General features: G+C 67.4%; 20 protein-coding genes and 1 tRNA gene. 10 read left to right on the plus strand and 11 right to left on the minus strand.

Going from position 1 to position 24,457, the window contains the following annotated elements; genetic code table 11:
* Positions 1-105: 105 nt before the first annotated feature.
* Positions 106-387 (plus strand): hypothetical protein, encoded by a 282-nt coding sequence (locus LZC94_19805; protein ID WXB19462.1) that lies wholly within the window; start codon positions 106-108, stop codon positions 385-387.
* A 179-nt stretch (positions 388-566) separates the two neighbouring features.
* Here the strand turns inward: LZC94_19805 and LZC94_19810 are convergent, their stop codons facing one another.
* A complete protein-coding gene (locus tag LZC94_19810; GenBank protein ID WXB19463.1) occupies positions 567-758 on the minus strand; it encodes a hypothetical protein in 192 nt (63 codons plus the stop codon).
* A gap of 135 nt (positions 759-893) precedes the next feature.
* Positions 894-1,976 carry a hypothetical protein gene (locus LZC94_19815; protein ID WXB19464.1) on the minus strand — a complete coding sequence of 361 codons (1,083 nt, stop codon included), beginning with the start codon at positions 1,974-1,976 and terminating at the stop codon, positions 894-896.
* A gap of 284 nt (positions 1,977-2,260) precedes the next feature.
* Between LZC94_19815 and LZC94_19820 the strand changes: the two genes are divergently transcribed.
* Positions 2,261-4,951 (plus strand): chitobiase/beta-hexosaminidase C-terminal domain-containing protein, encoded by a 2,691-nt coding sequence (locus tag LZC94_19820; protein ID WXB19465.1) that lies wholly within the window; start codon positions 2,261-2,263, stop codon positions 4,949-4,951.
* 1,117 nt (positions 4,952-6,068) lie between these two features.
* Here LZC94_19820 and LZC94_19825 read toward each other — a convergent pair.
* Positions 6,069-6,341, minus strand: a complete 273-nt coding sequence (locus LZC94_19825; GenBank protein ID WXB20217.1) for a VOC family protein — start codon at positions 6,339-6,341, stop codon at positions 6,069-6,071.
* A 228-nt stretch (positions 6,342-6,569) separates the two neighbouring features.
* The gene (locus tag LZC94_19830; protein WXB19466.1) at positions 6,570-6,866 is read right to left on the minus strand and encodes a hypothetical protein; all 297 of its coding nucleotides are present in this window, start codon (positions 6,864-6,866) and stop codon (positions 6,570-6,572) included.
* Between the two features lie 295 nt (positions 6,867-7,161).
* Here LZC94_19830 and LZC94_19835 point away from each other — a divergent pair, with 295 nt between their 5' ends.
* Complete coding sequence (locus LZC94_19835) at positions 7,162-7,434, plus strand: hypothetical protein (protein WXB19467.1); 273 nt, start codon at positions 7,162-7,164, stop codon at positions 7,432-7,434.
* Between the two features lie 51 nt (positions 7,435-7,485).
* Here LZC94_19835 and LZC94_19840 read toward each other — a convergent pair.
* Positions 7,486-7,558 (minus strand) — tRNA-Gly (locus LZC94_19840).
* A gap of 751 nt (positions 7,559-8,309) precedes the next feature.
* Between LZC94_19840 and LZC94_19845 the strand changes: the two genes are divergently transcribed.
* Positions 8,310-9,311: a hypothetical protein gene (locus tag LZC94_19845; GenBank protein ID WXB19468.1), complete on the plus strand. Its 1,002-nt coding sequence runs from the start codon at positions 8,310-8,312 to the stop codon at positions 9,309-9,311.
* 370 nt (positions 9,312-9,681) lie between these two features.
* On the opposite strand, the gene LZC94_19850 is transcribed toward LZC94_19845, so the two are convergent.
* Together LZC94_19850 and guaA are read right to left on the minus strand one after the other, a co-directional pair.
* Complete coding sequence (locus tag LZC94_19850; GenBank protein ID WXB19469.1) at positions 9,682-10,014, minus strand: PEGA domain-containing protein; 333 nt, start codon at positions 10,012-10,014, stop codon at positions 9,682-9,684.
* A complete protein-coding gene (gene guaA / locus LZC94_19855; protein ID WXB19470.1) occupies positions 10,014-11,570 on the minus strand; it encodes a glutamine-hydrolyzing GMP synthase in 1,557 nt (518 codons plus the stop codon). The genes LZC94_19850 and guaA overlap by 1 nt, the downstream gene beginning before the upstream one ends.
* Positions 11,571-11,627: 57 nt before the next feature.
* Here guaA and dut point away from each other — a divergent pair, with 57 nt between their 5' ends.
* Together dut and LZC94_19865 are read left to right on the plus strand one after the other, a co-directional pair.
* Positions 11,628-12,080 (plus strand): dUTP diphosphatase, encoded by a 453-nt coding sequence (gene dut, locus LZC94_19860; GenBank protein ID WXB19471.1) that lies wholly within the window; start codon positions 11,628-11,630, stop codon positions 12,078-12,080.
* A 208-nt stretch (positions 12,081-12,288) separates the two neighbouring features.
* Complete coding sequence (locus LZC94_19865) at positions 12,289-13,341, plus strand: protein kinase (GenBank protein WXB19472.1); 1,053 nt, start codon at positions 12,289-12,291, stop codon at positions 13,339-13,341.
* A gap of 348 nt (positions 13,342-13,689) precedes the next feature.
* Here LZC94_19865 and LZC94_19870 read toward each other — a convergent pair whose 3' ends face one another.
* Positions 13,690-14,241, minus strand: coding sequence for a CGNR zinc finger domain-containing protein (locus tag LZC94_19870; protein ID WXB19473.1), 552 nt, complete (start codon positions 14,239-14,241; stop codon positions 13,690-13,692).
* Positions 14,242-14,326: 85 nt separating this feature from the next.
* On the opposite strand from LZC94_19870, the gene LZC94_19875 reads away from it, so the two are divergent.
* A complete protein-coding gene (locus tag LZC94_19875) occupies positions 14,327-15,580 on the plus strand; it encodes an MFS transporter (GenBank protein WXB19474.1) in 1,254 nt (417 codons plus the stop codon).
* Here the strand turns inward: LZC94_19875 and LZC94_19880 are convergent.
* The 3 genes from LZC94_19880 to LZC94_19890 form a co-directional block, all read right to left on the minus strand.
* A complete protein-coding gene (locus LZC94_19880; GenBank protein ID WXB19475.1) occupies positions 15,561-17,129 on the minus strand; it encodes a sigma-54 dependent transcriptional regulator in 1,569 nt (522 codons plus the stop codon). The two genes, LZC94_19875 and LZC94_19880, sit on opposite strands and share 20 nt — an antisense overlap.
* A gap of 3 nt (positions 17,130-17,132) precedes the next feature.
* Entirely contained in the window at positions 17,133-17,933 is an 801-nt protein-coding gene (gene bamD, locus LZC94_19885; protein WXB19476.1) for an outer membrane protein assembly factor BamD, read from the minus strand.
* 238 nt (positions 17,934-18,171) lie between these two features.
* On the minus strand, positions 18,172-18,570 hold the full coding sequence (locus LZC94_19890) for a hypothetical protein (GenBank protein WXB19477.1): 399 nt from the start codon (positions 18,568-18,570) through the stop codon (positions 18,172-18,174).
* Between the two features lie 75 nt (positions 18,571-18,645).
* Here LZC94_19890 and greA point away from each other — a divergent pair, with 75 nt between their 5' ends.
* From greA to LZC94_19905, 3 genes are read left to right on the plus strand one after another with little or no spacing between them, the layout of a single operon-like run.
* Positions 18,646-19,119: a transcription elongation factor GreA gene (gene greA / locus LZC94_19895; protein ID WXB19478.1), complete on the plus strand. Its 474-nt coding sequence runs from the start codon at positions 18,646-18,648 to the stop codon at positions 19,117-19,119.
* Positions 19,120-19,145: 26 nt separating this feature from the next.
* On the plus strand, positions 19,146-21,341 hold the full coding sequence (locus LZC94_19900; GenBank protein ID WXB19479.1) for an ATP-dependent DNA helicase RecG: 2,196 nt from the start codon (positions 19,146-19,148) through the stop codon (positions 21,339-21,341).
* A complete protein-coding gene (locus tag LZC94_19905; protein WXB19480.1) occupies positions 21,338-24,451 on the plus strand; it encodes a sulfatase-like hydrolase/transferase in 3,114 nt (1,037 codons plus the stop codon). Before LZC94_19900 ends, LZC94_19905 begins: the two co-directional genes overlap by 4 nt.
* Positions 24,452-24,457 lie beyond the last annotated feature (6 nt).

Consider the following 24,457-nt stretch of genomic DNA (forward strand, 5'->3'; position numbering starts at 1 on the left):
TCGAAAGCAGCGGGTTCATCGAAGGTCGAATCGTTGCAAGGATCGCGAGCACGCACGGCCTTCCCGTATTGAGCTCAAGCGCTGCGAATAGGCTTGGAATTTGGTGTGACCATCGCAGAATGGGTACGCATGCCGCGGCCGGGGAGGGAAGAATCGATTCAGATCGCGCTTCGTGTGGCGCCCGAATGGCTCCTCCGTGCGGACGCCGTTGCTCGACGGATGGAGCGCCCGGGGCTCTTCGTGACGCGAACCTCCGTCAGTCGGATGGCGATGGCGCAAGGGCTGGACCTGCTCGAACGCGCGGCGGGCATGGAGGACGAGGAGTCCGAGCCAGAGCCCGTACAAGTTGGATCGCACGCGACGGGCGAAGGCGTACGCGGTGCATAGGAGCCGATGCCCTGGGACCGGCGGCGGCATCGGTTCGCTGCGCGGATAAACGACGGCGCGGGGCTCCAGCAAGAACACCTTCGCGCACAACCAGAGGGCCGCGCGAGAGCAGCGGGGTTATCGAAGCTCGAATCCTTGCAAGCATCGCGAGCACGCGCAGCGCCTCTTCTTCGTCGAGTTTACAGGGCACGGGGCGCTCGGGAGTCCTCGAAGAAAGGCGTTCCGCCGTCCTTCGAGGCCTTCTCGTTGCGATCGAGCGCGATGCGGATGCCCGTACCGACGTTACCCGCACGTTCAATCTTCTCGTTTCGACCATGGGATTCGGCGGCCTTCTCTTGGCCCCACCGTCGCTGGGCATCATCGGTCAGCATGATGGACCGAGTGCCATTTTTCATACCGGAGCGCTCGGAGCCACCGCCAATACCGTTCTTGCCGTTACGGGCATCCATTCACCGCTGAATGCATCGCTCGCAGCCCGCCCTGCCGCCGATACGTGAGCTTGCGGCTCAATGCGTCGCGACGACGCCGAACACCGCGGGCGGATCGGCGTTGACGACGGGCGGTGGCACCCCTTGGGGAAGGTTGATCACGATGCGCCCGATCGAACCACCGCCGCCACCGGGGCCGTAAAAAGGTCCGGACCCGCCGCCGGCTTCGGGTAGCGAAGAACCCGTACCGCCCTTGCCGCCGCGGCCGAGGTCCGAGCCCGGGCGATAGTCGGCACCGCTGCCCCCGTTACCGCCGAGAGCGCGAAGGCTGGCGCCCTGCATGAAAATCTGCGCGGCTTCGAGCAAGATCATCCCACCGCTGCCACCGCCTGCGCCCCCGGTTCCATTGGAGGCGGTCGACCTGCCGTAGGTGCCGTTAGACTCGATCGGGCCATGAATGTCCAGACGGCCGCAGGAGACCAATTGGACCGCGCCGCCGCCGGCGCCACCGTCGACGGGGGGACGGCCCGAGGCGCTCGAACCATTTCCTCCTCGCGCTCCCGCGGAGAGCTGGGGTCCGCTCGAGGCATACGCGGCTCCCCCACTTCCGCCGCCCCGGGTAACGTGCCCGGCCCCGCCGCCTGAGAACCCGGCGCCTCGCGGATCGGGGGCACCGCTGCCATTGAAGAAGACGTCGCGGGCGGATACATCGATTCCGCCGGCATTCGTCACGGTGAGCGTGTTCGTTGCGACGATCGCCACCGCTCGGCGCTCGGAAAATCCCATTACTGCACCGATGACCACGGTGTCGAACTTGTAGACGCAAATGTCGGGGAAGCCATTTCCCTGAGCGACGATGATGTCGCACGTGCCGAGCGGATCGCCGGGCACAATCAGATCTTTGGTGCCCGGGCTGTCGCAGATATCGGCAGGGAGATTGGAAGGCGTCAATCGCCCCGGTGGCCCCGCATCCGGTTGGCCACTGTCGGGGGTACCCGCGTCGGTTTCGGGTCCCGCGTCGGCCCCGGATCCTGAGTCGCCCTCGGATCCCGCATCGCTGCCCACGCTGGGCGATCGATGCACCTTTGCGTCGCCGGCATCCTGCGACGAGCATGCGACCAGGGCATACAACCCGAACCACGAAGCATGACGCAACCTCATCGCCATTCACCCTCCGAGCAACACGCCAGAATGTGGCGTGCCGCGTGCATCGATCCACGAACCCCCTGCGGATCAGGAGGCCTCTCCCATGTTTGGGGCGATGAGCGCCGGTCCGTCATCACGGGTTCGGATTTTCGTGAACGAGCGTGACGGATCGCAACCGACGAACCCGATTAACCAATGAGCCGTGCGCGTGGGCGGCTCGTCCTGAAATCGGAGGGTCGGATATGGCGTGGCGTGGATGGACCGAAATGCGAGATGTGCAGACGAGGGCAATCCTTGCCATGGCGGCGTGCTTTGCCGTAGCGGGCATGGTGGGCGTGGCGGGATGCGGCGGCACCGATCCCGACGCGACGGGGTCGACGGGCGAGGACGTGTCCGACGTGTCGGACGAGCCCGGCGTCGTCGCCACGCCGCAGTTCGACCCACCCCAGGGGGCCTTCACCGCGGCACGAAACATTTCCCTCGCCACCGCCACCGCCGGCGCGACCATTCGCTACACGGTGGATGGCACCACGCCCGATGCGACCTCTCCGGCTTACGTTGGGCCCGTCGCCATTGCCCGAACGATGACCATCAAAGCCATCGCGTTCAAATCGGGATGGCAACCCTCCGGGGTTCAGTCGGTCACGTACTTCGTGGACATTCCGATGGGAACCGTGGCGCCGGTCGAATTCGTGCCCGGCTCGGGCGACTTTTCGAATGACGTCACCGTCAGCCTCTCGAGCCAGACCGAGGGCGCGACCATCTGCTACACGCTCGACGGCTCTTTGCCGGTGTGCGACGCGGGCCAGTGCGGTGGTGGCTCCACGCGCGACGCGGCGAGCGTTCCGGCGGAGGTGACCGCGACCGGCCAACGAATTCGTGCGATCGCATGCAAGAGCGGCATGGACACGTCCTCGGAGACCTATGCCGACTACACCTTGACCGCGGCCGCTCCGACGTTCGATCCCCCGCCAGGCGTCATCGATCCAACGAGACGGGTGAAGGTCACCACCACCACGCACGGGGCGGAGATTCATTATCGGCTCGACGGTGCCAGACCGAATTGCTACAGCCCCATCCTCGAGGGCGGCACATTCCCGGACATTTTCACGAGCGACACCACGGTCCGAGCGCTGGCGTGCAAAAAGAACTATGTGCGCAGCACCGTCGTCGACGCGAACTACCTCGGCCCCAAGTGCCCCAGTCAGACCGTCACGACCCGCGCGCAGCTCGAAGCGCTCTCGCGCTGCACCACCATCGCGGGCTCACTCCGAATCAGCTCGCTCGCAGGCGTGACGGATCTGGCTCCCCTGAGCCGCTTGCAGCGGATTGAGAGCTCGCTCATCATCGAGCAGAACCCTGATTTGCGCTCACTCCACGGCTTGGAGTCGCTGACGAGCGTCGGTTACGATATGTCGGTGCGCGGAAATGACGCATTGAGCTCACTGGGCGGTCTCGAGAAGCTCGCCAGCGTCGGTTACGAGCTGTACGTGGGGTACAATCCCCAGCTCACGTCGCTGAACGGCCTCGATGCGCTGACGAGCGTTGGCACCAACCTGGAGATCGCCGGAAATGCTGCTCTCACTCGGATCGATGGGTTCCCGTCACTGCAAACCGTCGGCATCGTGCTCCAGATTCGGTTCAATGGGGCCACCGAATGGATCGGTCCGAGATCCCTGACGCGCGTCATGGCGCTCTCCATCATCGGCGAAAAGAAGCTGCTGCACGTGGGCGGCTTCCCTGCGCTGAAGGAAATTCATGGATTGCTCGATGTGTCGAACAATGACGTGTTGGCCGAGATCGATGACATGCCGGCGCTGACCAAGATAGGTAGCACGGCCACGTTTACGGACAATCCTGCGCTCGCGGCCCTACCGGCTTTCGCCAGCGTGCGCGAGCTCGGCGGTTTGCGTGTTTGGTCCAATGGGCTGACCCGCCTCGAGGCGTTCAAACAGGTTACCGCGGTCCGTGAGGACATTTCCATCGGGGGGAGCCCCCAACTGACCTTGCTCGATCTGAGCAGCATCGAGACGATCGGCAGTCGCCTGGAGCTCTTCGACTTGCCGGCGCTGCGTTCGCTCGAGGGGTTGCGCGGTTTGACCACGGTCAAAGGCGAGAACATGCGACTCCGGGGAAATGTTGGATTCGCAAATCTTCGAGGGCTCGAGCACCTGACCACGGTCAAAGGCGAGCTGTCGATTTCGGGAGGAGGGTTGTCGGACCTGAGCGGGCTGGATAGTCTGACCTCCGTGGGGATCCTCAACGTGCGCGGCACCACGGATCTCCGTAGCCTGCGGGGTCTCGAGAAACTTGCTCGAATCGAGGGCGTGCGGGGCATGTCCTATACGAGCCAAATCGAAGGGAATGCCGCCCTGACCGAGATTGGCGGTTTGAATGCGCTCACCTACCTCGGTTCGTCATTTTCCATTTCCAAGAACCCCAAGCTGACGCACCTCGATGGTCTGCATGGGCTGACGTCGGCCGCGTCGTATTTTTACTTGCGCGACAATCCGGTGCTGACGAAGCTCGACGGGCTCGATGCGCTCGCCGAAGCGCAATCCGGCCTCTTCATCATCGGAAACGCCATCACCTCACTCGAAGATCTGCGCGCCCTCACCCGCGTCAACTACGATCTCGAGATCCGAGAGAGCTCTCTGACCAACCTCGGTCTGCGGGCGTTGACCTCGGTCGGCGGGTCTCTCACCGTGAGTGACTGCGCGGCGCTTCCAAATCTGGATGGCTTCGATGCTCTAAGTTCGGTCGGCATCGATCTATCGATCGAAAACAACGCTGCGCTGACCCGCACCGACGGGCTCTCGCACCTCACGTCACTTGGAAAAGGAACGAGCACCCGTGGCCGTTTGATCGTCCGGCAAAACCCCGTCTTGCCGCCGTGCCAACCCACCGCCATTGCCACGTCGCTGCAGAGTCATGGCTACCAAGGCACGGTCGATATCCGCGAGAACGGGGGCACGGGCACCTGCAACTAGGCAGGTGCGCCGACCTCGGAAGCGCGCGCGAAGGAGGGCGAATGGGCGCACGAACCCAAGCGGCAATTCGCCTCACCTCGCGACGGTTACGACGTGTTGCCGAGTGACAGCAATTTACTCGGATCGTTCGAGAGCGGCACGCGGGTGTCGTTGGTCGTGACATTGACGGCTGCGCTTTGCTGCTGCGGGGGGGTTGAAGTAGATGTAACCGCCCGGGATATTGGGCGAGCGACGTAGGGGGAGCCTTCGTTCGCCACGCCGTGCGCCAGGTACCGCGCGACGTTTGGATGCTCCACCTTGCCGAGCGCTCCGGCTTCAATGGGCGAGGGCGCGCGACGCCGACCGGTTCCGTACCCCCATCCCGGCGGGAGATGCAGAGCAGCTCGCCGCCGCGTATCTTCGTAACGCAGGGGCATCGACCAACGAAGAAGGTGACGTGATGCGCAAGCGAACGGGAACGGTCGCGTGGCGCGGTGGGGTATGACAAGCGCGCATCTCCATGCCTGATGGCTCGCGCCCATGGGTCGAGATACCGGGGATTCCGCAGCCGACGAGGACCGCGCGCAGGCCGTCGCCGAGATGGAGGAGGGCGCTTCGATGGCGGGCGATACTTTTGGTGCAGCGGCACCGTGGCAGCGACGACGTGGCTCTTCAAGCGTAGAACTACATGATGCACAAGAACGAACGGCGTTCGTGGGTAGCTCGGGGGGAGTTCCGAGCGTTTTAGCGACGAAGTGAGCGATGACCTTCAACCAGCAGAGGTGCCCGATGATGCGCCGTGCGTCGGGGATTTGAGCTCGAGCGGCATTAACACGCTTGGCATTTTCAAGAGCGTTCGCACAATGGCGGATCGATGCCGCGTTCGGCCGAAAAAGCTGTCCAAATCACAATTTGCGCGGACCGAGATTGGCTCCCGCGTGCGGACATGATCGCGCTGCAGATGTGCCGGCCCGGGTTGCACGTCACGCGGACTTGGGTCTTCCGGCAGGTGTTGGCTCAGGGACTCGACTGGCTCGAGCGCGAAGCACGCATCGCGGAGGAGACGAGTTCCGAAGCCGGCGCGGTTGCCGGTGATTCTCAAGCGGGCCATCCGCGGGTGCCTAGAACGCCAGCTGCATCACCGTGGCCGACGCCGGGCACGCCCCCTGAAACTCCTTTGACGATTGCACATCGGGCGGGGCGTCCGAGCGAAGACCTCCCAATGGTTCCCGTCGGGATCGCGTATCCAGACCTTGTCCTGCATGGCGTAGCAGCACGCGGTATTTTCCTCCGTGAACGTCTCGAGCCCCGCCTGCTTGAACCGCGACCACGCCACGGTGACATCTTCGGTGCTCCCGACCTGCACGCCGAAATGGGAAGCGTTTACGCCCGTCCTAGGAGCTTCTTGCATCGTGAGGTTGAGCGCCGGCGCCGCCAAGTCGAACTTGGCATATTGGAAGTAGCTCGGCTAGGCGATCGCGCACTTTTCTTCGACCATGCCGGGATCCTTTTGCCGGGCCCTGCACTTGGGTCTGCGGGCGCGATTGGCGTCAACTCGTCGGGAGACCTCCTCAACGCTGCTCCAACCGCATCCTCCGTAAATCTTCTCCGCGCAGCGTCTCGTTCCTGTGGCGGCGTGCTATGCGGCGAGCCGTCGCGAAGCGTCCACGAGAACGCTTTCCTGTGCCGCTTGGGGGCCGCGCGCGAGCAGCGGGATCATCGAAGGTCGAATGGTTGCAAGCATCGCGAGCACGCGCAGCGCCTCTTGTTCGTCGAGGCCGCGCACGCCGAAGCTGACCTTCGCGGGTTGCTCCACGCTGCCGCGGTGGATCTGCAGCGCAAAGACCGACCGAAGGCCGCCGTAATCGGGTACCGGCTCGTGGTCGGTTCCCTTGTATCCGTTCGCGCTCGGCAGCTCCGCATCAAGCGCGCGCAATTCGTCACGGGCCTTCGGCCCTCTTCGCTCCGCCCGCTGCGTCGTCGTGGCCCAGAACCCGATGTGCAATGGGACACGGGGCGCATCTACGTTCGGCGATCGCACTCGCTCGGCGACGACGTGATGCGAACGACGAAGCAACAGCGACGCTATGGTGTGAACTTGCCCGAGGAGGCGATGGGCGTCCTTCGCTGGCACGTCGAGACGCAGCTCAGGACGCCGGAGCAGCAGGACTCCGATCTCCTTTTCCCGGCCATCACGGGCGGGTTTCGCGCACCGTCGTTCTCACAAGCCCATGGCGGAGGTCGCCGAAGATCTGCGCCTGGGGAAGAAGCTCACCCAAAAGGGGCTACGGCGAACGTTCAACGACTTGCAGCGCGCCGCGGAGGTCGACGACATCGTCACGCGTTCGATCTCCGGTCACCTGACGGCGTCGATGCAGGAGCTCTACTCGACCGTGAACGGGGGAGAGCAACGCAAGGCCATCGCACGCGTGATCCACCTCTTCTCCGCATCAGGTGGGGAGCATTCGATGGCAAGTGGGGAGCAAACGAAGAAGGCCAGCTAGGATTGCACCCCGAACTGGCCTCATTTCTCGACGATTTTGCGTATTTTGAAGAGCGGGAAACGGGATTCGAACCCGCGACATCCAGCTTGGGAAGCTGGCACTCTACCAACTGAGTTATTCCCGCGCTCTACCGACCGAGAACGCTACCTAGCGCTCTCTTACGGTCCACGTCAAGAGCGGTGGTGACGGTGGGCCGACGAAAATAAGTCAACGGCCCGGGTGAAGGTTTGTTTTCACCCGGGCCGCCGGTACTGGCCCCATTCCCGAAGAATCCCATGAGTGGTCCCCCGCGATAGGGGGCGCCGGGATTTTCAGGGGGTGTTCGGGACGCTTACGGACGACCGCCGTCGGAGTCGGCAGGGCATGGCCTGCGATTCCGTACGGGCCCTTGGCGGCCTACAAATGCCACGATTGCCAAGAGCAGCTTGCGTCAGTTGTTACCGAGACAGCCCCTTCGGTTTGGGACCATTGGTACTCTGCATGACGCGTTACCTCCTCCGGACGTGCCGGCACTCGGGGGTCAACGGGAAGATCCCGCCGCCGCAGCGAGTGTTTCCGTTGTGGGCCGCTCGCGCGAAGCCCGAGCCTGTGTCGTACCCGCCAGGGTTTTCCCTTGCCGCATGAGCGCTGGATAGGAGAAGCATCCGAGCACGACGCCTTACTGTGTATTGTAACACGTGGTGGTCGAAGTTTTTTCCAAGCTTTTCTTCTTTTCCATTTTGCGCGGGTGTCTGAAGTGGGATGTCCGGTACGCAAGCCGGGCTCTTGTTTTTTCGTGCCTGGCGCTGGCGGTCGCCTTTCTCCTCACGACCGCGACCGACGAGGGCGGCGTCGCTTGGTCCATTCGCATCGGCCGAACATGGACCGTCATTCCTGTGTGTGCTTGGGTAGGTGTGTGGGCCACGCTCGCCAACGCGCGCGCGCGCAGTGAGAGGCTTGCGCTGGAAGCCCTTGGCCGTAGCCCGCAAAAAAACGCGGCCGGACCGGTCGCGGTCGGGATCGCGCTCTCGCTCCTCGGCGGGGCCGTGCTGATGGGATGCCCCCGGATCGATCTTCAGGGGTACTTTCCGCCGGTGCCGCGCACCGGGGACTTCGTGTTCGATGGCGTCGATTTCGTCGATCGCGCGCACGGGTTGCGCGTCACGAAAACAGGCGCGAGTGTTCCGCTGACGCGCACGGTCGAAAACGACGTCAGGGACGCAAAGGACGAAAAAGACGTAAAGGCCGAAGCGGCCGGCGACCGCGCTGGCGCGAACCGTACAACGCGTGCGACCAGCGCAGATGCTGGCGCGAACGGTACGGACCGTGCGACGGGTTCCCATACCGGCGGCTCCGGCTCCGGCGAGGCCGCCGAAGATACGGGTACATCCGGCCTCCGTGCGACGGGCTCGCATCCAGGCAGCTCCGGCTTCGGCGAAGCCAGGAAAGATACGGGGACGCCCGGCCTCCCTGCGACGGGCTCGCATCCCGGCGACTCCGACTCCGGCGAGGCCGCCGAAGATACGGGCACCTCCGGCCCCCGCGCGACGCGCTCACATACCGGCAGCTCCAGCTCCGGCGAGACCGCCAAAGATACGGGCACCTCCGGCCCCGGTGCACGGGCAGTCGCCGCGCTGATCACGGCGTTGGCGGGGAGCGCGCTGACATTGCTCGCGGCTTGCATGCGCGGCCCCCACGCGAAAGTGCGCGTGCACGTCGCCGTTGCGGCCATGCTTGCCGTGCTTCCGACCATCGTTCTGCTTCACTTGGCGGCAGCGTCAGCAAGCCGGTCGTCGCGGGAGCTTGCGCTCGTCTTCGCGACCGTACCGGCCCTGTTGCTTTTTGCTCACGCCCTCGTGAAATACCGGAACGATCCGGGTGAATCCGAGAGACCCTAGTAGGCTAGGAGTACCAGGCCCGATAACTCGGGCGCCGGAGCGCCGGAGCGCCGAACTACGAAGACTGCGGCGTGCTCGTGCCCTTGCGGTCGATCGCGTCCTGCAATCCACAACGAAGACGCGTCGCGCGCTTTACACGGCGGGTCTTGGGGGCCTTGGCCAGCCACTCGTGACGCTTCCTCATGCTCCAAATTGCGCGATTCGACATTCAGGTCAGTCCTTTAGAAATGTGAAAAAAGGAGGAGGCGGGACTCGTGCCACGGTTCCTCCCGAAATACAACGATTTATTGAAGAACATTCGCGGATCGGTCCGCTATGCAAGCCAATCGGGCGACGAGCCGTCCGGTTGCAGCTCCCGATCAGCCAACGATCAGTCCGGTATCGCCACCAGCGCGACATCCAGCTGAACCGGTGGATCGCCCTCTTTAACATCCACCAACCGATCCCACGGAAAGTGACCCGGCGCTTCGACGGTGATGCGGTGCCGCCCCGGTGGAAGCGCCACCCCATAACGGGTGACCCGCGCCAGGTTGCCAATCCATTGTTCGTCGACGGTGACGGTGGCGGTCTCCGGTTGACCGTGCATCCGCAAGGAGACCGTGCGCGGCGGGGTTCCACCGGCGCAGCCTCCCACGCCAGCGGCCGCGAGCAGCCCTACCATGCCCAGTACGGCGGCTTGCCGCAGCTGATGGAGCGCAGCCATCACTCCCATTCGATGGTCGCCGGCGGCTTCGACGAGATGTCGTAGACGACCCGGTTGATCCCGCGAACCTCGTTGACGATGCGGTTCGAGATGCGCGCGAGCAGATCGTAGGGGAGGGGAACCCAGTCGGCGGTCATGCCGTCCACGGAGCGAACAGCGCGGACGGCGCAGGTCTCTTCGTAGGTGCGGCCGTCGCCCATGACGCCCACGGAGCGGACGGGGAGGAGCACGCAGAAGCTTTGCCAGATGGTCTCGTACAGGTCGGCCTTTTGAATCTCGCTGGTCACGATGCTGTCGGCGGCCCGAAGGACCTCGAGGCGCTCGGGGGTGACCTCGCCCAAACAGCGGATGGCCAGGCCCGGGCCGGGGAACGGCTGCCGGAAGAGGAGATCGTGCGGCATGCCCAGGGTCTGCCCGGCGGCGCGCACTTCGTCCTTGAAGAGCTCGCGCAAGGGTTCGATGAGCTCGAGCTTCATGCGCTCGGGTAGGCCGCCCACGTTGTGGTGGCTCTTGATGACCGCGCTCGGGCCCTTGAACGAGACGCTCTCGATCACGTCGGGGTAGAGCGTGCCTTGGACGAGGTAGCGGGCGCCTTTGACCTTGGCCGCCTGTTCCTCGAACACGTCGATGAAGACCTTGCCGATGATTTTGCGCTTTTGCTCGGGGTCGGTCACGCCGCGGAGGGCGTCGAGGAAGCGCTTTTTCTCGTCGACGGCGATGAGGTTCAAGTGGAAGTTCTCGCGGAAGGTGGCGACGACTTGCTCGACCTCGCCCTCGCGAAGGACGCCGTTGTCGACGAAGATGCACGTGAGGCGGTCGCCGATGGCTTTGTGGCAGAGCACAGCGGCCACCGAGGAGTCCACGCCGCCCGAGAGGCCGCACACGGCGTGCTCGTCGGGACCCACCCGATCGCGGATGGCGGCGATGGCTTCGTCGGTCCACGAGCCCGGGGTCCACGTGGGCGAGAGGCCCGTGACGTCGAAGAGGAACGACGCGAGGATGTCGCTGCCCCGCGGGGTGTGAACCACCTCGGGGTGGAACTGCAGCCCGTAGACCTTGCGCTCGACATTTCCGAAGGCGCAGAAGGCGGTGTTGCCCGACACGCCGATGGTGGTGAAGCCCGGCGGAAGGGCCACGATGCGATCGCCGTGCGACATCCACACGTCGAGGGTCTCGCGCTTGGAGAAGCGATGGAAGATGCCCTCGGGCCGCTCGACCACCACCCGGGCGGCGCCGTATTCGCGCGCGGGGGCGTGCTCGACCTTGCCGCCGAGCGATTGGGCGATGAGGTTCGACCCGTAGCAGATGCCGAGAACCGGGACCCCGAGATCGAAGACGCGGGGATCGCCGAGGGGAGCGCCTTCGTCGTAGGTGCTGGAGGGGCCGCCCGAGAGGATGACCGCCCGCGGTGCCATCGCCCGTACCTTCTCGATGGGAAGCGTGCACGGGTGTATTTCGCAATAAACGCGCTGCTCGCGAATCCTTCGCGCAATGAGCTGCGTGTACTGCGAGCCGAAGTCGAGAATGAGGACCAGCTCGCGTTTTTCGCTCTTCACGAGCTGCGGCATAGCAAGAGCCTCGGCGCAGGTCCACGCTGTGTTACGGAAGAGGGCATGGTCCCTGACTTAATGATTGCCGTGGCCCATACAGGCCCCGTGCCGGTTCCACTCCCGCGGTACCAAACAGCGGGGTCGGCAGGACTGGACCTGGTGGCTGCGCTCGAAAAACCCCTGCGGATCAAGCCGCTGGAGCGGGTTCTGGTGCCCACGGGCTTGCGCTTTGCCATTCCTCCCCAATTCGAAGGGCAAGTGCGCCCGCGCTCGGGCCTGGCATTCGAGCATGGGCTGACCATCCTCAACGCGCCCGGGACCATCGACTCGGACTACCGCGGTGAGGTGAAGGTGCTGCTCGTCAACCTCGGCGCCAAAGCCGTCACCCTGTTGCCGTTGGACCGCATCGCGCAGCTGGTCATTGCCCCGGTGGCGCGGGCGCAGCTGGTGGAGACCGAGGCGCTCGACGACACCGCGCGCGGCCATGGGGGATACGGCTCGACGGGCACCTCGTAAACCGACCGCGCGCGCGCCGGCGCGCGATGCGGTCGCTCGAAGGTCTTCGTGGAGCTCTGCGGGGCTCGAAGGTGAGCAGCGAAAGCGGATGTAGGATTGATGCACGACGACGATTTTTCGCGCGCGCGAAGGCGAGCGTAGTTACACTTTAAGTTTGGAAAATATGGGCGAAATCCCGCTCGTTGGGTCGAAGATTCGAGGATGGCGTTTGGCGCGGTTGCTTGGGGTGGGCCCCGTCTCGGCAGCCTATGAGGTTTATTCGGGAGACGAAGGGCGCGGCGAGCACGCGGTGCTCAAGCTCTGCACAGTAGAGGATAAGGACGCGCAGCGGCTCTTCTTGCGTGGGGTGTATGCGGCCAACCGCTTCCGCCACCCGCGGGTGGTGCCCATCACGCAAGATGGGGTGGACGAGAACGGGGCGCCGTTCGTCATTCGCCCTTGGCTCGAGGCCCGCTCGCTGGCGGCGGTCGCGGCCGAGCGCACGCTCACGGAGCACGAGGTCCTCCGCATGGGGGAGCAGCTGCTCGATGCGCTCGAGATGGCCCATGCGCACGGCATCACGCACGGTGCGCTCACACCGACGAACCTGCTTCTAACCCCCAACGGCTCGGTCCGCCTCTGCGATTTCGCCATGACGCCCTCGCTCAGCCTCGAGGGCCCCTCCGGCCGCGCCAGCCATGCCGATGCACGCGACCGGTTGGCCGAAATGCGGGTGAGCGCCTTTACCGCGCCGGAGCGAAGCAGCTGGCAGGGCGCGCGCGCCACCGAGGCGGGGGACGTTTGGTCGGTGGGCGCATGCATGTACTTTGCACTTTGCAAACGGTCGCCGAAGGGCGAGAGCGCCAACGACGATCTTTTGCGCGACCTTCCAAACATCTCGAAGGCGACGGTCGCCATCCTGCATCACGCGCTCAACCCCAACCCGCACGACCGCTACGAGAGCGCCTACGCCATGCTGGGCGACGTACGGCGGGCCATGTCGGGGCGGCGGCCGAAGCTTTCGTTCGCGGAAAAGCCGATCCCCTCCGGTGGTTACCGCTCGCTTGCCGCGCTCACCCCGCCTTTGGGGCAGCCCGTCGATGCGGCGCTTGCCCGCATTGGGCGGCCGTCGATCGCCGATCAGGAGGTGCGGGCCATCCAGCGGCGCGGGAACGTGGCGTTGGTCCTTGCGATCGTGACGTTGGTCGGGGTCGCGACCTTCGTGATGGTGCGGGAGAAGCTCGCCGACCAACACGTTCGCGAATCGCCTGCGGCGCATTAGTACCCGACGACACGGCGACAGGCGCGCCGCGCCCGCGAGGAGGCGCCCGCCATCTGGTGCACGAACGGACCGACCGCGTGCGGGCGCTGCTCTCGCCGGCCCCGTCTCGCCGGTGGTCGTGGCCGCCGGTGGTCGTGGCCGCCGGTGGTCGTCGCCGCCGGTAGTCGTCGCCGCCGAGCGCCCCGTTCGAACGTTCTCGAGCCCGCAGAACGGCGCACGTGCGCTGCTCCCGTTGGACGGCATCGACGATGACGCGGCCGCGCTCTCGGACGCCGAGCTCGAGATGGCGCGGGCGAGCTTCGAAGGGAGCCAAGACATTCCGCGGGGCCGCCCGGGCCGAGGCGGCGTTTACTCCTCTCCCGCCTGCCGCCGCCGGTACGCGGCCATTTTGCTTCGGGCGCTGCACGCGTCGCTGCAGTAGCAGCGGGAGCCGTTGCGGGTGAAGTCGGCGTAGACGCGGTCGCAGGCGTGCGCTTCGCAGACGCCGAAGCGTTTCTGTCCATAGGTGTCCATCATGAGGGCGAGGCCCACGGCCAGCTCGCCGGCCAGCGATTCCACGGCGGTGAGCCCGTGCCCGTGGAAGTGCAGGTGAAAAGGCTCGTCGAAGTCGTCCGTGAGGTACGGGCGGGTTCGGTAGCGGCGCATCAGCACATTGAGGACCGCCGCCGCCTCCGCCGGCGTTTGCGCCGTGAAGGCCGCGCGCAACGCGTTGGCCACGCGCGTCAGGCGGGCGCCTGCCTTGGGGACGTCCGCCAGCATGGCCGACCATGGGGGGCTGAGATGCTCGGAGAAGCGCCGGCGCAAGGTGCGGCCCTTTGCGGGCTCGTAGGGGTGCGACTGGCGCTCGCCCGGGGTGGCGAGGTTGACCAGCTCGACAGCGAAGGTGGCTTGCCGCCGCATGTTACGGGCTAAATCCATTTTGGAGGTTGCCAGGTGAAGGGGTCGACGTTACGTCCATGGTGAGTTTAGACCGTAACGAGAACCGATGCCCACCTATCGTGCCCTCCTCGCGCGAAAGGGCGTGGTGCGCCTGTTTGGGGCCGCTGCGCTCAGCCGCATCACCACGTCCATGTTCGGGCTGTCCGTGCTCCTGGCGGTGCTGCATGCGCGCGGCTCGTACGCGGCGGCCGGCTCCGTCCTGACGTGCCACGCCCTCGCGCTCGCGCTCTGCGCGCCCGTGAGCGGGCGGCTCGCCGATCGATTCGGCCCTAGGCCCGCGCTCTCGGTCGCCATCGCCGTGCATGCGATGGGCTATGTCGCGCTCCTCGCCGCGCTGCGCGCCAACGCTCCGTTCCCGCACCTCGCGCTCGCGGCCATGGTCACGGGCGCCAGCACCCCGCCGGCGTCACCCATCACGCGCGCGCAGTGGCCGTCGCGGATCCCCGCCGACAGCCTTCGCGCCATCTACGCCATGGACGCGGCGCTCAACTCGGCCGCCTTCGTCGCCGGCCCGCTGGTCGTCGCCGCGCTCACGCTCGCCGTCTCGCCGCACGCCACGCTCGCCCTGGCGGCGTGCGCCAAAATCGCAGGCGATTGCTTGCTCGCGACCAGCCCGACGCTCGCCCGCGTCGCGCCCACCGCGAGCGCCCGCATCGAGCCCCGTGCGCCCGCGGGGCTCGAGCCCGACCCCCGCGCCGCGCCCCGTGCGCACGACGGCAGACGGCATGGCCTGCGGCGGCTCGTGGGCCCCGTCGCCGAGCCGCAGGTGTTCCTGCTCCTGGGCATCACCGCGCTCGACACCTTCGGCTTTGGCGCGATGCACGTGGGCGGCGCCATCGTGGCCCATGGTGAAGGCGCGGCGGGGCTCTTGAGCAGCGCCTTGGCGGTGGGGGAGGTCGCCGGCGGCCTGGCGTTCGGCGCGCGCACCTGGGCGGGCACCGCGCGCGCGCAGCTGACGGCGCTTCATCTCGCGACGGGGGCGCTGCTCGCGGGGATGAGCGCCGTGCGGGGTTTCGCGGGGCTCGGCGTTCTCTATTTCGCCTGCGGCCTGCTCGCCGGCGCACGCGATAGCCTCGACCAGATGGCGCTGGGCGACGCGGCGCCCGCGGGGTACCGCACGGAGACGTTCGCGTGGCTCGCGACCTTCATGTGGACCGGGTACGGCGCCGGCACCTTCGTGAGCGGCCAGCTGCAAGCCCGCGCCGGAACGACCGCCGTTTACCTCGCCGCCGCCCTCGCGGGCCTGCTCGCCGCGCTCTTGGCCACGCGGCTGCGCGCGCTCAGCCCTCGCCCCGCTTGATGGCGAAGGCGCGGATCTTCTTGTGCAGGTTGGTGCGCTCCACCCCCAAAATCACGGCCGTGCGTGAGATGTTCCACCCGGTGAGCTTCAAGGTGTCCACGATATACTTGCGCTCCGAGTACTCGCGGAACTCGCGCAAGGTCATGTAGCTGCCGGGGACGGGCGGGGGACCCGACGGCGAGTGCTCGTCGTGATCGTGATCGCCCTCGGGCGAGGCGGGGAGGATCGACGGCGACTCGGCGCCCGCCGGCTCGGGGGCGTCTTCCTCGCCGAAGGGGCTCTCGTGCGGATCTTCCGGCAGATCGGCGATGGTGACCCGGTCGCCGGAGAGGATGGCCATGCGCTCGACGACGTTCTTCAGCTCGCGCACGTTGCCGGGCCATTTGCGGGCGATGAGCGCGCGCACGACCTCGGGATCGATGGGCTTCTCCTTGGTGCCGTTCTCGCGCGCGAAGGCCTTCATGAAGGCCGCGGCCAAGAGCGGGATGTCCTCCACGCGCTCGCGCAGGGCGGGGCTGCGGATGGGGAACACGTTGAGGCGGAAGAACAGATCTTCGCGGAAGGTCTGGCGCTCCACCGCCTTGGAGAGGTCTTTGTTCGTCGCCGCCAGCACGCGCACGTCCACGTGCATCACGTGCTCGCTGCCGACCCGGGAGATCTCGCCCGATTGGAGCGCGCGAAGCACCTTGGCCTGGGCGACCAGGTCCATGTCGCCGATCTCGTCGAGGAAGAGGGTGCCGCCGTGGGCCTGCTCGAAGAAGCCGCGCTTGCGCGCCTGCGCGCCGGTGAAGGCGCCGCGCTCGTGGCCGAAAAGCTCGCTCTCGATGAGCTCGCGCGGGATGGCGGCGCAGTTCACCTTGACGAATGGGCCGTCCGTTCGCGGGCTCAATCGGTGGATGGCGCGCGAGATGAGCTCCTTGCCGGTGCCGCTCTCGCCCGTGATGAGGACCCCCGCCTTGGTCGGCGCCACCTTTTCGATGTCGTGGAACAAGCGGCCCATGGCGGGGGCCTGCCCGATCATCTCGTAGCGCTGCGACTGCAGGCGCGTGACCTCGGCCAGGGCGCGGCGCGTTTGGGCGGCCTCGAGGACGTTCTTGACGCTGACCAGCACGCGCTCGCGGGCGAGGGGCTTCTCGAAGAAGTCGCTGGCGCCCAGCTTGATGGCCTGCACGGCGTCGTTCACGGTGGCGTGGCCGCTGATGACGATGATGGGCAGATCCTTGATGGCCTCGTCGCGGCGGATGCGCTCGAGGGCGTCGAGGCCGCTCATATCGGGCAGCTTCACGTCGAAGATGGCCAGATCGACCGGCGACTCGGGGTTCCCCAGGAGGCGCAGCGCTTGGCCGGCGTTTTCGGCCAGGAGCACGCGGTAACCTTCGCCGGCGAGCACCAGCTCCAAGGCGCGGCGGATGTTCTTTTCGTCGTCGACGACGAGGACCGTTTTGGCCCCGGGCACCCCCGAATCGGGCGTTAACGGGTGCCCGGATGATCCAGATGAGCCACTCGTGCCACCTCCGGAGCCGCCTCCGGTATTCCCTGCAGCGGTCATGACTCAGACTCCTCGCGCCTTCATGAACTCGAGAAAGTTGTTGGCCTGAAAGACGAGCGCGCTCTCGGGGTAGCGCTTCACCAAGGTGTTGAACGCGGTGCGGGCATCGTCCCAGCGGTGCATCTTCAAGTACGTCTCACCGAGCAAGAGCAGCGCGTCGGGCAGCAATCCAAACTCGGTGCGCAAGGCGCTCGGCTCGCCGGCGGCCAAGGGGGCGCTCGGGGTGTGGCGGCAGGTGAGATCGGCCGTGAAGTTGCGCAGGGCGTACTGCACGCGGCCGATGGTGGCGTCGAAGTTATTTTTGGCCAGGTAGAAGCGGGCGACCGAGAGCTCGTGGCCGACCAGCTTGATGGTCACCTTCTCGAGCAGATCGCAGATGTGGGCGCTCTCTTTGGCGTCGGGGTAGTCCTGCAGGTAGCTCTTGAGCTCGCGGAACGACTCGAGGGTGGCCACCTGATCGCGCTCTTCGCTGGTCGGGAGCAACACCGAGTCGCTGATCTGGTTGTACTGCGCCTCCGCGATGCGCGAGCGGGCATAGGCCACCTCCGCATTGAGCGAGCGATGGTCGTGGACGAACTGTTTGTAGCCGCGGATGGCCTCGCCGAGCTTATCCTGCTCGAAGTCGGCGTCGGCGATGCGAAGCTCGGCCAATGGTGCATAGCGCGAATACGCGTACTTGCGTTTGACCTCGCGAAACAGGGCCTGCGCCTGGAGCCAGTTGTGCGCCTTGAACTCCTCGAGCGCCTTGTTGTAGTCGCGCTCCGCGTTGGCCGCATACGTGAGCCCGGTTCTGGACTCCGGCATCGGGCAACCGGTCAGGCAGGTCGCGCCCACGGCAAGCAACACCGCCGTCGCCCACGTGGCCAACCTCGGAGCTCGAGCTCGAGAAGAAGCGGCCGATTTTCTTCGGGAGGACGAAGAAGAAGAAGAAGGCGAGGGCGAAGGAGAAGAGGAAGCGAAAGACAGCAAGGAGGAGGACACAGAGGAGGATGAGGGGGGACCCGCGGGGCGCGACATGATGTCGGTCCCACGTTTAGCGCGTTCAGGCATCGGGACGCCAGCGCAGGATCCGCCTTGGGGGGGCGGTACCTTCGCTTTCGGCATGACGCACGAACATACGCATCAGAAGGCGCGTCTTATCCTGGATGTCGTCGGGTGCATCGCCCCCGATATCGACGGTCCCGTCGGCCAGGACATCGACCACCAGGCGGTGCTTTTCCTTGGGGGTGTACGCGTAACCCTCGTATCGGTACGGGGGCGAAAAGGTTTGGGTGGGGGCGATCGCGATGCGGCGCGCGCTGGCCGGTTGGCTGCCGATGGGGATGTTCGAAAGAGACTCGGGCGATTCGGCTTCGGCGCGCGTCACCGCTTCGGGAATGCCGCCGCCGCGCTCCAAAATGAAGCGAATTCCCCGCTCTGGATGCGCACCGACGATGGCCATGGTTCCCCTCCGATCTATTTGACCTTTACCTGGACGAGCGGCAACTGGCCATAGACCTATGGTAAAACCCCCTCCGTGGAAAAGAATCCGATCACCCCCGAAGGGCATGCCAAGCTGCGCGACGAACTCCACAACCTCAAAAGCGTGGAGCGTCCGAAGATCATCCAGATGATCGCGACCGCACGCGAGCACGGGGATCTCAGCGAAAATGCGGAGTATCACGCGGCGCGTGAGAAGCAGTCGTTCACCGAGGGGCGCATCAAGGAGCTGGAGGCGAAGCTGGCACTCGCCGAGGTGATCGACCCGTCCAAGCTCTCGGGCGCCAAGGTCGCGTTCGGCGCGACGGTCGTCTTGTCCAATGCCACCACCGGCGAGGAGACGAAGTACCAAATCCTGGGCGCCGACGAGGCCGACCTGACCAAGGGAAGCATCAGCATCACCAGCCCGCTCGCCCGCTCGCTCCTCGGCAAAGAGGTCGGCGACGAGGTGAAGGTCCGCATGCCCGGCGGCGACCGCACGTACGAAGTGTTGGACGTCATCTACAAGTAGCGCGTTCCCGAGAGCGACCAAGTAGCGTGCCTGAGAGCGAGCGCGAGCGGGGGATCTCCTGGAGCGATCCGGTCGAGAAGCTTCCCGGCATCGGCCCGAGCTCCGGGAAGACCCTCTCCGAGCGGGGGATCACCTGCGTGGGCGATCTGGTGTGGACCCTGCCGATCGCCTTCGACGATCTGCGCGCGCCGCGCTCGGTCGCGGAGGTGCTGCAGGACCCGGCCGGCGGTGCGGACCTCGGGCGCGCGGACGCGGGGGGTGCGCGGGTTTGCGTTCGCGGGATCGTGAAGTCGGCGACCGTGGTGCCGATGCGCGGGCGACGGGCGGTGCGGGTGATCGTCGCGGACCCTCCCTCGGGGGCGGCCGACTCGGGAGGAGCCGCGAAAAAAAAGGAGCCGACCATCTCGGCGTGGTGGTTCTTCATGGCGCACGCCGTGCTCTCGGCGGCCAAGCCGGGGGAGCCGTGTTTGCTCGTGGGGCGCCTGAACGTCGAAAAGCGGCTGATGGCGCACCCCGATTTCATGCTCGATGGCCCCGATGGACGCATCGTCCGGGCGCGCTATCCACGCCTGGGGATCGCCGAGGCGACCGTGCGCAAGGCCATCGCCGCGGCGCTCGATTCGCCCCGAGGCGTATCGGATCCGGTGCCGGCGCGCATCGCATCGCGCGAGAAGATGCCGCCGCTGTTGGCCGCGATGCGCGCCGTTCACGGGCGCGGCGGCGTGCTCGCGGAGCCGCCGGCCGACGCGGCGCGCGCGTGCCTCGGGGAGCGCTTGGGTTGGGCGGAGGCGTTCACCCACGTTTGGGCGCGTCTGGGGGCGGGCGTCGCGGGCGAGGGTGCGAGCCGGGCGCGCGCGCTCCCGCGAAACGAGCCTGCGCTCGCGCGGCTGCGCGCGGAGCTCGGGTTTGCGCTGACGGCGTCGCAAGAGCGCGCCATTCGCGAGATCGGCGCGGATCTCGCGCAGACGGCGCCGATGCGGCGGCTCCTGCTCGGCGATGTGGGCACCGGCAAGACCGCGGTTCTCTTGGCGGCCGCGGCGCAGTGCGTGGCGGCCGGCGCGCAGGTGGCCATCTTGGCGCCCACCGGCGTGCTCGCCGAGCAGTACCTGGACGCCGCGCGCCCCTTGATGCGCCAGGCCGGGGGCGAGCTCGGGCTGGTGACCGGCGCCGATCGCAGCGCGGTGAGGCGGCGCACCCTCGGGCGGATCGCGCGCGGCGACATCAAGGTGGTGGTGGGCACGCACGCGCTGCTCTCGCAAGACGTACAGTTCGCCGATCTGGCGCTGGTGATCGTCGACGAGCAGCACCGCCTGGGCGTGGCGCAGCGTCTCTCACTGGCCTCCAAAGGGCTGGCTGGAAAGGGCACGCGCCCGCATTTGCTCACCGTCAGCGCCACGCCCATCCCGCGCACCTTGGCCCTGGCCCTGCGCGGTGAGCTTCCGACGTCGCGCCTCGACGAGCGGCCGATGGGCCGGCCCCCGGTGGTCACCCGCACCTGGCCGCGCGCGCGCATGGCCAAGGTGATCGAGCGCCTGGGGGCGCTCTGCGCGCGGGGCGAGCGCGCCTTCTTCGTGTCGCCGCGGATCGACGTCGATCCCGACGATCCGAACGACGATCCCTCGAACGCGGCCATCGTTCGGGCCGAGGAGCTGGGGCGCGCGCTGGGTCCCCACATCGTGACCCTCGTCCATGGCAGCATGCGCCCCGAGGAAAAAGCGGCCGCCATGCGCGCGTTCCGGCGCGGCGAGGCGCAGGTGCTCGTCGGCACCACCGTGATCGAGGTGGGCATCGACGTGCCCGAGGCGACCTTGATCATCGTCGACGGCGCCGAGCGATTCGGCTTGGCGCAGCTGCATCAAATGCGCGGTCGGGTGGGGCGCGGCGCGCGGCCGGGGACGTGCTTGCTCGTCCACGACGAGCCCCTCTCGCCCCTGGCGCAGCAGCGGCTCGACGCGCTCTGCCGCCTCTCCGACGGTGCCCAGGTGGCGCAGGCCGATCTGGAGCTGCGCGGGGCAGGGGAGCTCGGGGGAACGCGCCAGTCGGGGAGCGGGGAGGAGCTCCACTACCTCGATCCGCTCCGTCCGCCCCCGTGGATCGAGCGCATCGAGGCCGACGCCCGCGCGCTGCACGCGTCCGATCCGTTGCTCGAGCAACATCCGGATCTGCAGCGCGCCGTGCGCCGCGCAGACGTGGCCATCGCCGTGCGCGAGGAGGCGGGATGACGGGCCGATCCGGCAAGACGGCGCTGGCGCTCGCCGCCTACCGTCGCGTGGGCGCCGTGCTGGCCGTGTGGACGGTGCTCCTCGTGGCCGAGCACATCGCGGTGGGCATCGGCTACCGCGCCCTCTTCGCGGGCACGTGGGAGATGGGCGCCGCGCGCAAATTCGTGAGCCCCATCGTGCTGGCCATCCTCTTGCCGGGGGCGGTGCTCGCCTATTTGTTCGGGGAGCTCGGACGCCGCAGCGTCTTCGATCGCAGCGCGCGGATCGCGTGCGGGGTCTTTGCGGCGCTCGGATCGGCCGCGGTGGCCGTGGGGGTCTCGGGCGGACGGCATATGGCGAGCCTGGCGGTGCGGGTCCCGTTCGTCGCCGTGCTCACGGTCGTCGCCGGCGCCATCGTGTATGCGGCCTGTCCGCGCGCGGTCGCGTTCGGGGCGCGGCGCCCGGGGACGCTCTCGGCCATGGGGGCGGCGGCGGCGGCCCTGTGCTGGGCGGCGGACGCCTTCGTGCTCCCGCGTCTCTACCCGGCGTTTCACCTCGCGCTCTTCGTGGCGATGCTCGGCTCCGCGGCGCTGGCGGCGAGGCTCCTCTGGGGCAGCAAAGGTACGGGCTTCGTCCTCTCGACCTTGGCGGTGGCGGGCATCTTCGTCACGCCTTGGGCCGCGCGCCGCCTTTCGACCATCGACAACCTGCGGCTGGTTCTCCTCGAGCACGCACCGTTGATGGGCCGCGCCGTGCGGGTGGCGGCGGCCATCGCGCCACCGCCGGACGATGCCGACGAAGGGCCGGCGGGCGGCGCCCAGGTGACCAGCGCCAAAATCTTGCCGGGCGAGGTTCCGCGGGCGCTCGACTGGTCGGGGCGCGACATCGTGCTCATCTCGGTGGACGCGCTTCGCGCCGATCACGTGGGCGCCTACGGCTACGAGCGTCCCACCACGCCGAACATCGATGGCCTGGCCGCCGCGGGGACCTTGTTCGAGTGGGCGTACTGCCCCACGCCGCACACCTCGTACTCGATCACGTCGATGATGACGGGCAAGTACATGCGGCCGTTGCTCCTCGTCGGCCTGGGCGAGGACTCGGAGACATGGGCCAAGCTGCTTCGCCAGTACGGCCACCTGACGGCCGCCTTCTACCCGCCCGCGGTCTTCTTCATCGACGCGCCCCGCTTCACCAAGTTCGAACAATCCGGGCTGGACTTCGAATACCGCAGGGTCGAGTTTTCCTCGGCCGACGAGCGCGCCGACCAGGTCGCGCGCTACCTGGAGCGCGGCGCGCAGCCTTCGCGGGCGCTCTTTCTCTGGGTGCACTTGTTCGAGCCGCACGAGCCGTACGTGATGCACCCCGAGCACCCCTTTGGCTCGCCCGACGCGCCGACCGATCGCGATCGCTACGACAGCGAGGTTGCCGCGGCCGACGCGGGCATCGGGAAGATCCTCGCGCGCGTGCGCGACAAGCGGCCGGGCGCCGTGGTGATCGTGACCGCCGACCACGGGGAGGAGTTCGGCGAGCACGGCGGCCGCTACCACGGGACCACCGTGTACGAGGAGCAGGTGCGGGTGCCGCTCATCGTGTCCGCGGGGGGCGCGCCCAAGCGGGTCTCGGAGCCCGTGCAGACCATCGATCTTTTGCCGACGACCCTCTCCGCGCTCGGCATCCCCAGGCCGGCGCGGCTGCGCGGGCGGGATTTGGGGAGCCTCATCGCCGGGCGGGCCGATAGGGGCGCACGGTCCGATGGGGCGGGGCGGTCCGATGGGGCGGGGCGGTCCGATGGGGCCGGGCGGCCGGAGACGGCCGATGGGGCGGGCCTGGCCTTCGCCGAGACCGACGACTTCACCTTGCTCGCGCGTGGCCCCGAGCGCCTGGTTTGCGCGCGCAAGGCGGGTGCGTGCGCCATGTACGAGCCGCGCACGGATCCGCGCGAAGAGCACGATTTGGGCGCCGAGCCGGCCGCCGTTGCAAAGATGAGGGAGCTGCGCCAGCTGACGGCGGCCATCGCCCGCGAGCACGGCCGGTTGGAGCGCGGCGAGGCGCAAGGCTGGCCCGACGCGCTCCGGCGCGGCTCGCAAGGCGACGTGGATGCCGCCGAGGACGTGGCGAGCCTGCTCGACGACGTACGGCTCGATGTTCGCCGCAAGGCCGCCGAGGTGCTCTTCGATCTGCGCGCCCCCGTGACCATCCCGGCGCTCCGTCGCGCCGCGGCCAAGGCGGACGACGCCGATGTGCAGCGCGGGTCTGCGCTGGCGCTGGTCCGCCTGGGCGAGGCGCCATCGCGGATCGCCGAAGAGGCGCTGCGGCAACCGGAGTGGAAGCGTCGCGCGGCGCTGGCCTTCGCCGAGCGCGGCGATGCCCGTGGCGCGCCGGAGCTCGTGGCCTGGTGGAGCACGGGCGCGGCGGCGCTCGATCTGGAGCGCGCGAAGGAGATTTTGGCGGCTTTCGCCAAGCTGCGCGAGCGCTCCGCCGTGCCAGCCCTGGTTCGCACCCTCGGCGATGTGCGCTTTCGCCCGTACATCGCCGACACCCTCGCGGCCATCGGCGATCCCTCGGCCAAAGCACCGCTCCTGGCGGCGCTCGCCACCGAGCGCTATGTGCCCACCCGCCCGCACGTGGCGCGCGCCCTCGTCACCTTGGGTGCGCGCGAGGAGCTGCGCGCGCCGCTCGGGCGTTTTGCGGGCCTGCCCGAGCCGATGCTGGACGCCTTGAGCTTCGCCTACGAGGCGAAAATCCTGGACGAAGCGCACGGCGGCTGGGCCCGAAGCACCCCGAGCCCCGAGATCACCGTACGGCTCCCCCGACCGGACCGGGGCCCGCTCCGCCTGCTGGTGCTCCTGGGCGACGCGAAAGACCCGGCCGACGCCGGCCACCCCGACCGAAAGGATCCGGTTGCGCTCCAAGGCACGGTCGACGGGGCGCCCGTTTCCGGGGGCGGGGAGGGGATCGTCCGGGTGCTGGAGCTCGATCCAACCGCAAAATCCTCGCGAATCGACGTTGCGCTTGCCAGCCCGGCTGGCATTCGCGCCCTCTGGCTTTTGCCGCACAGCGAAGAGATCGAGCCACCCCCTCCCGAACCGTGGGATGCGGGAAGCGTTGACCCCACTCTTCCTGGGCAATAATAGTCT

The sequence above is a fragment of the Sorangiineae bacterium MSr11954 genome (assembly GCA_037157815.1).
GTDB classification, from domain to species: Bacteria; Myxococcota_A; Polyangia; order Polyangiales; family Polyangiaceae; genus Pendulispora; species Pendulispora albinea.

What these genes read in the sequence shown, in the direction of transcription:
- LZC94_19810 (WXB19463.1), bottom strand. Translation starts at nt 758, where the DNA reads ATGCTGACCGATGATGCCCAGCGACGGTGGGGCCAAGAGAAGGCCGCC.
- LZC94_19815 (WXB19464.1), bottom strand. Translation starts at nt 1,976, where the DNA reads ATGAGGTTGCGTCATGCTTCGTGGTTCGGGTTGTATGCCCTGGTCGCA.
- LZC94_19820 (WXB19465.1), top strand. Translation starts at nt 2,261, where the DNA reads ATGGCGGCGTGCTTTGCCGTAGCGGGCATGGTGGGCGTGGCGGGATGC.
- LZC94_19825 (WXB20217.1), bottom strand. Translation starts at nt 6,341, where the DNA reads ATGCAAGAAGCTCCTAGGACGGGCGTAAACGCTTCCCATTTCGGCGTG.
- LZC94_19835 (WXB19467.1), top strand. Translation starts at nt 7,162, where the DNA reads ATGGCGGAGGTCGCCGAAGATCTGCGCCTGGGGAAGAAGCTCACCCAA.
- LZC94_19850 (WXB19469.1), bottom strand. Translation starts at nt 10,014, where the DNA reads ATGGCTGCGCTCCATCAGCTGCGGCAAGCCGCCGTACTGGGCATGGTA.
- dut (WXB19471.1), top strand. Translation starts at nt 11,628, where the DNA reads ATGGTCCCTGACTTAATGATTGCCGTGGCCCATACAGGCCCCGTGCCG.
- LZC94_19870 (WXB19473.1), bottom strand. Translation starts at nt 14,241, where the DNA reads ATGCGGCGGCAAGCCACCTTCGCTGTCGAGCTGGTCAACCTCGCCACC.
- LZC94_19875 (WXB19474.1), top strand. Translation starts at nt 14,327, where the DNA reads ATGCCCACCTATCGTGCCCTCCTCGCGCGAAAGGGCGTGGTGCGCCTG.
- LZC94_19880 (WXB19475.1), bottom strand. Translation starts at nt 17,129, where the DNA reads ATGACCGCTGCAGGGAATACCGGAGGCGGCTCCGGAGGTGGCACGAGT.
- bamD (WXB19476.1), bottom strand. Translation starts at nt 17,933, where the DNA reads ATGCCGGAGTCCAGAACCGGGCTCACGTATGCGGCCAACGCGGAGCGC.
- LZC94_19890 (WXB19477.1), bottom strand. Translation starts at nt 18,570, where the DNA reads ATGGCCATCGTCGGTGCGCATCCAGAGCGGGGAATTCGCTTCATTTTG.
- LZC94_19905 (WXB19480.1), top strand. Translation starts at nt 21,338, where the DNA reads ATGACGGGCCGATCCGGCAAGACGGCGCTGGCGCTCGCCGCCTACCGT.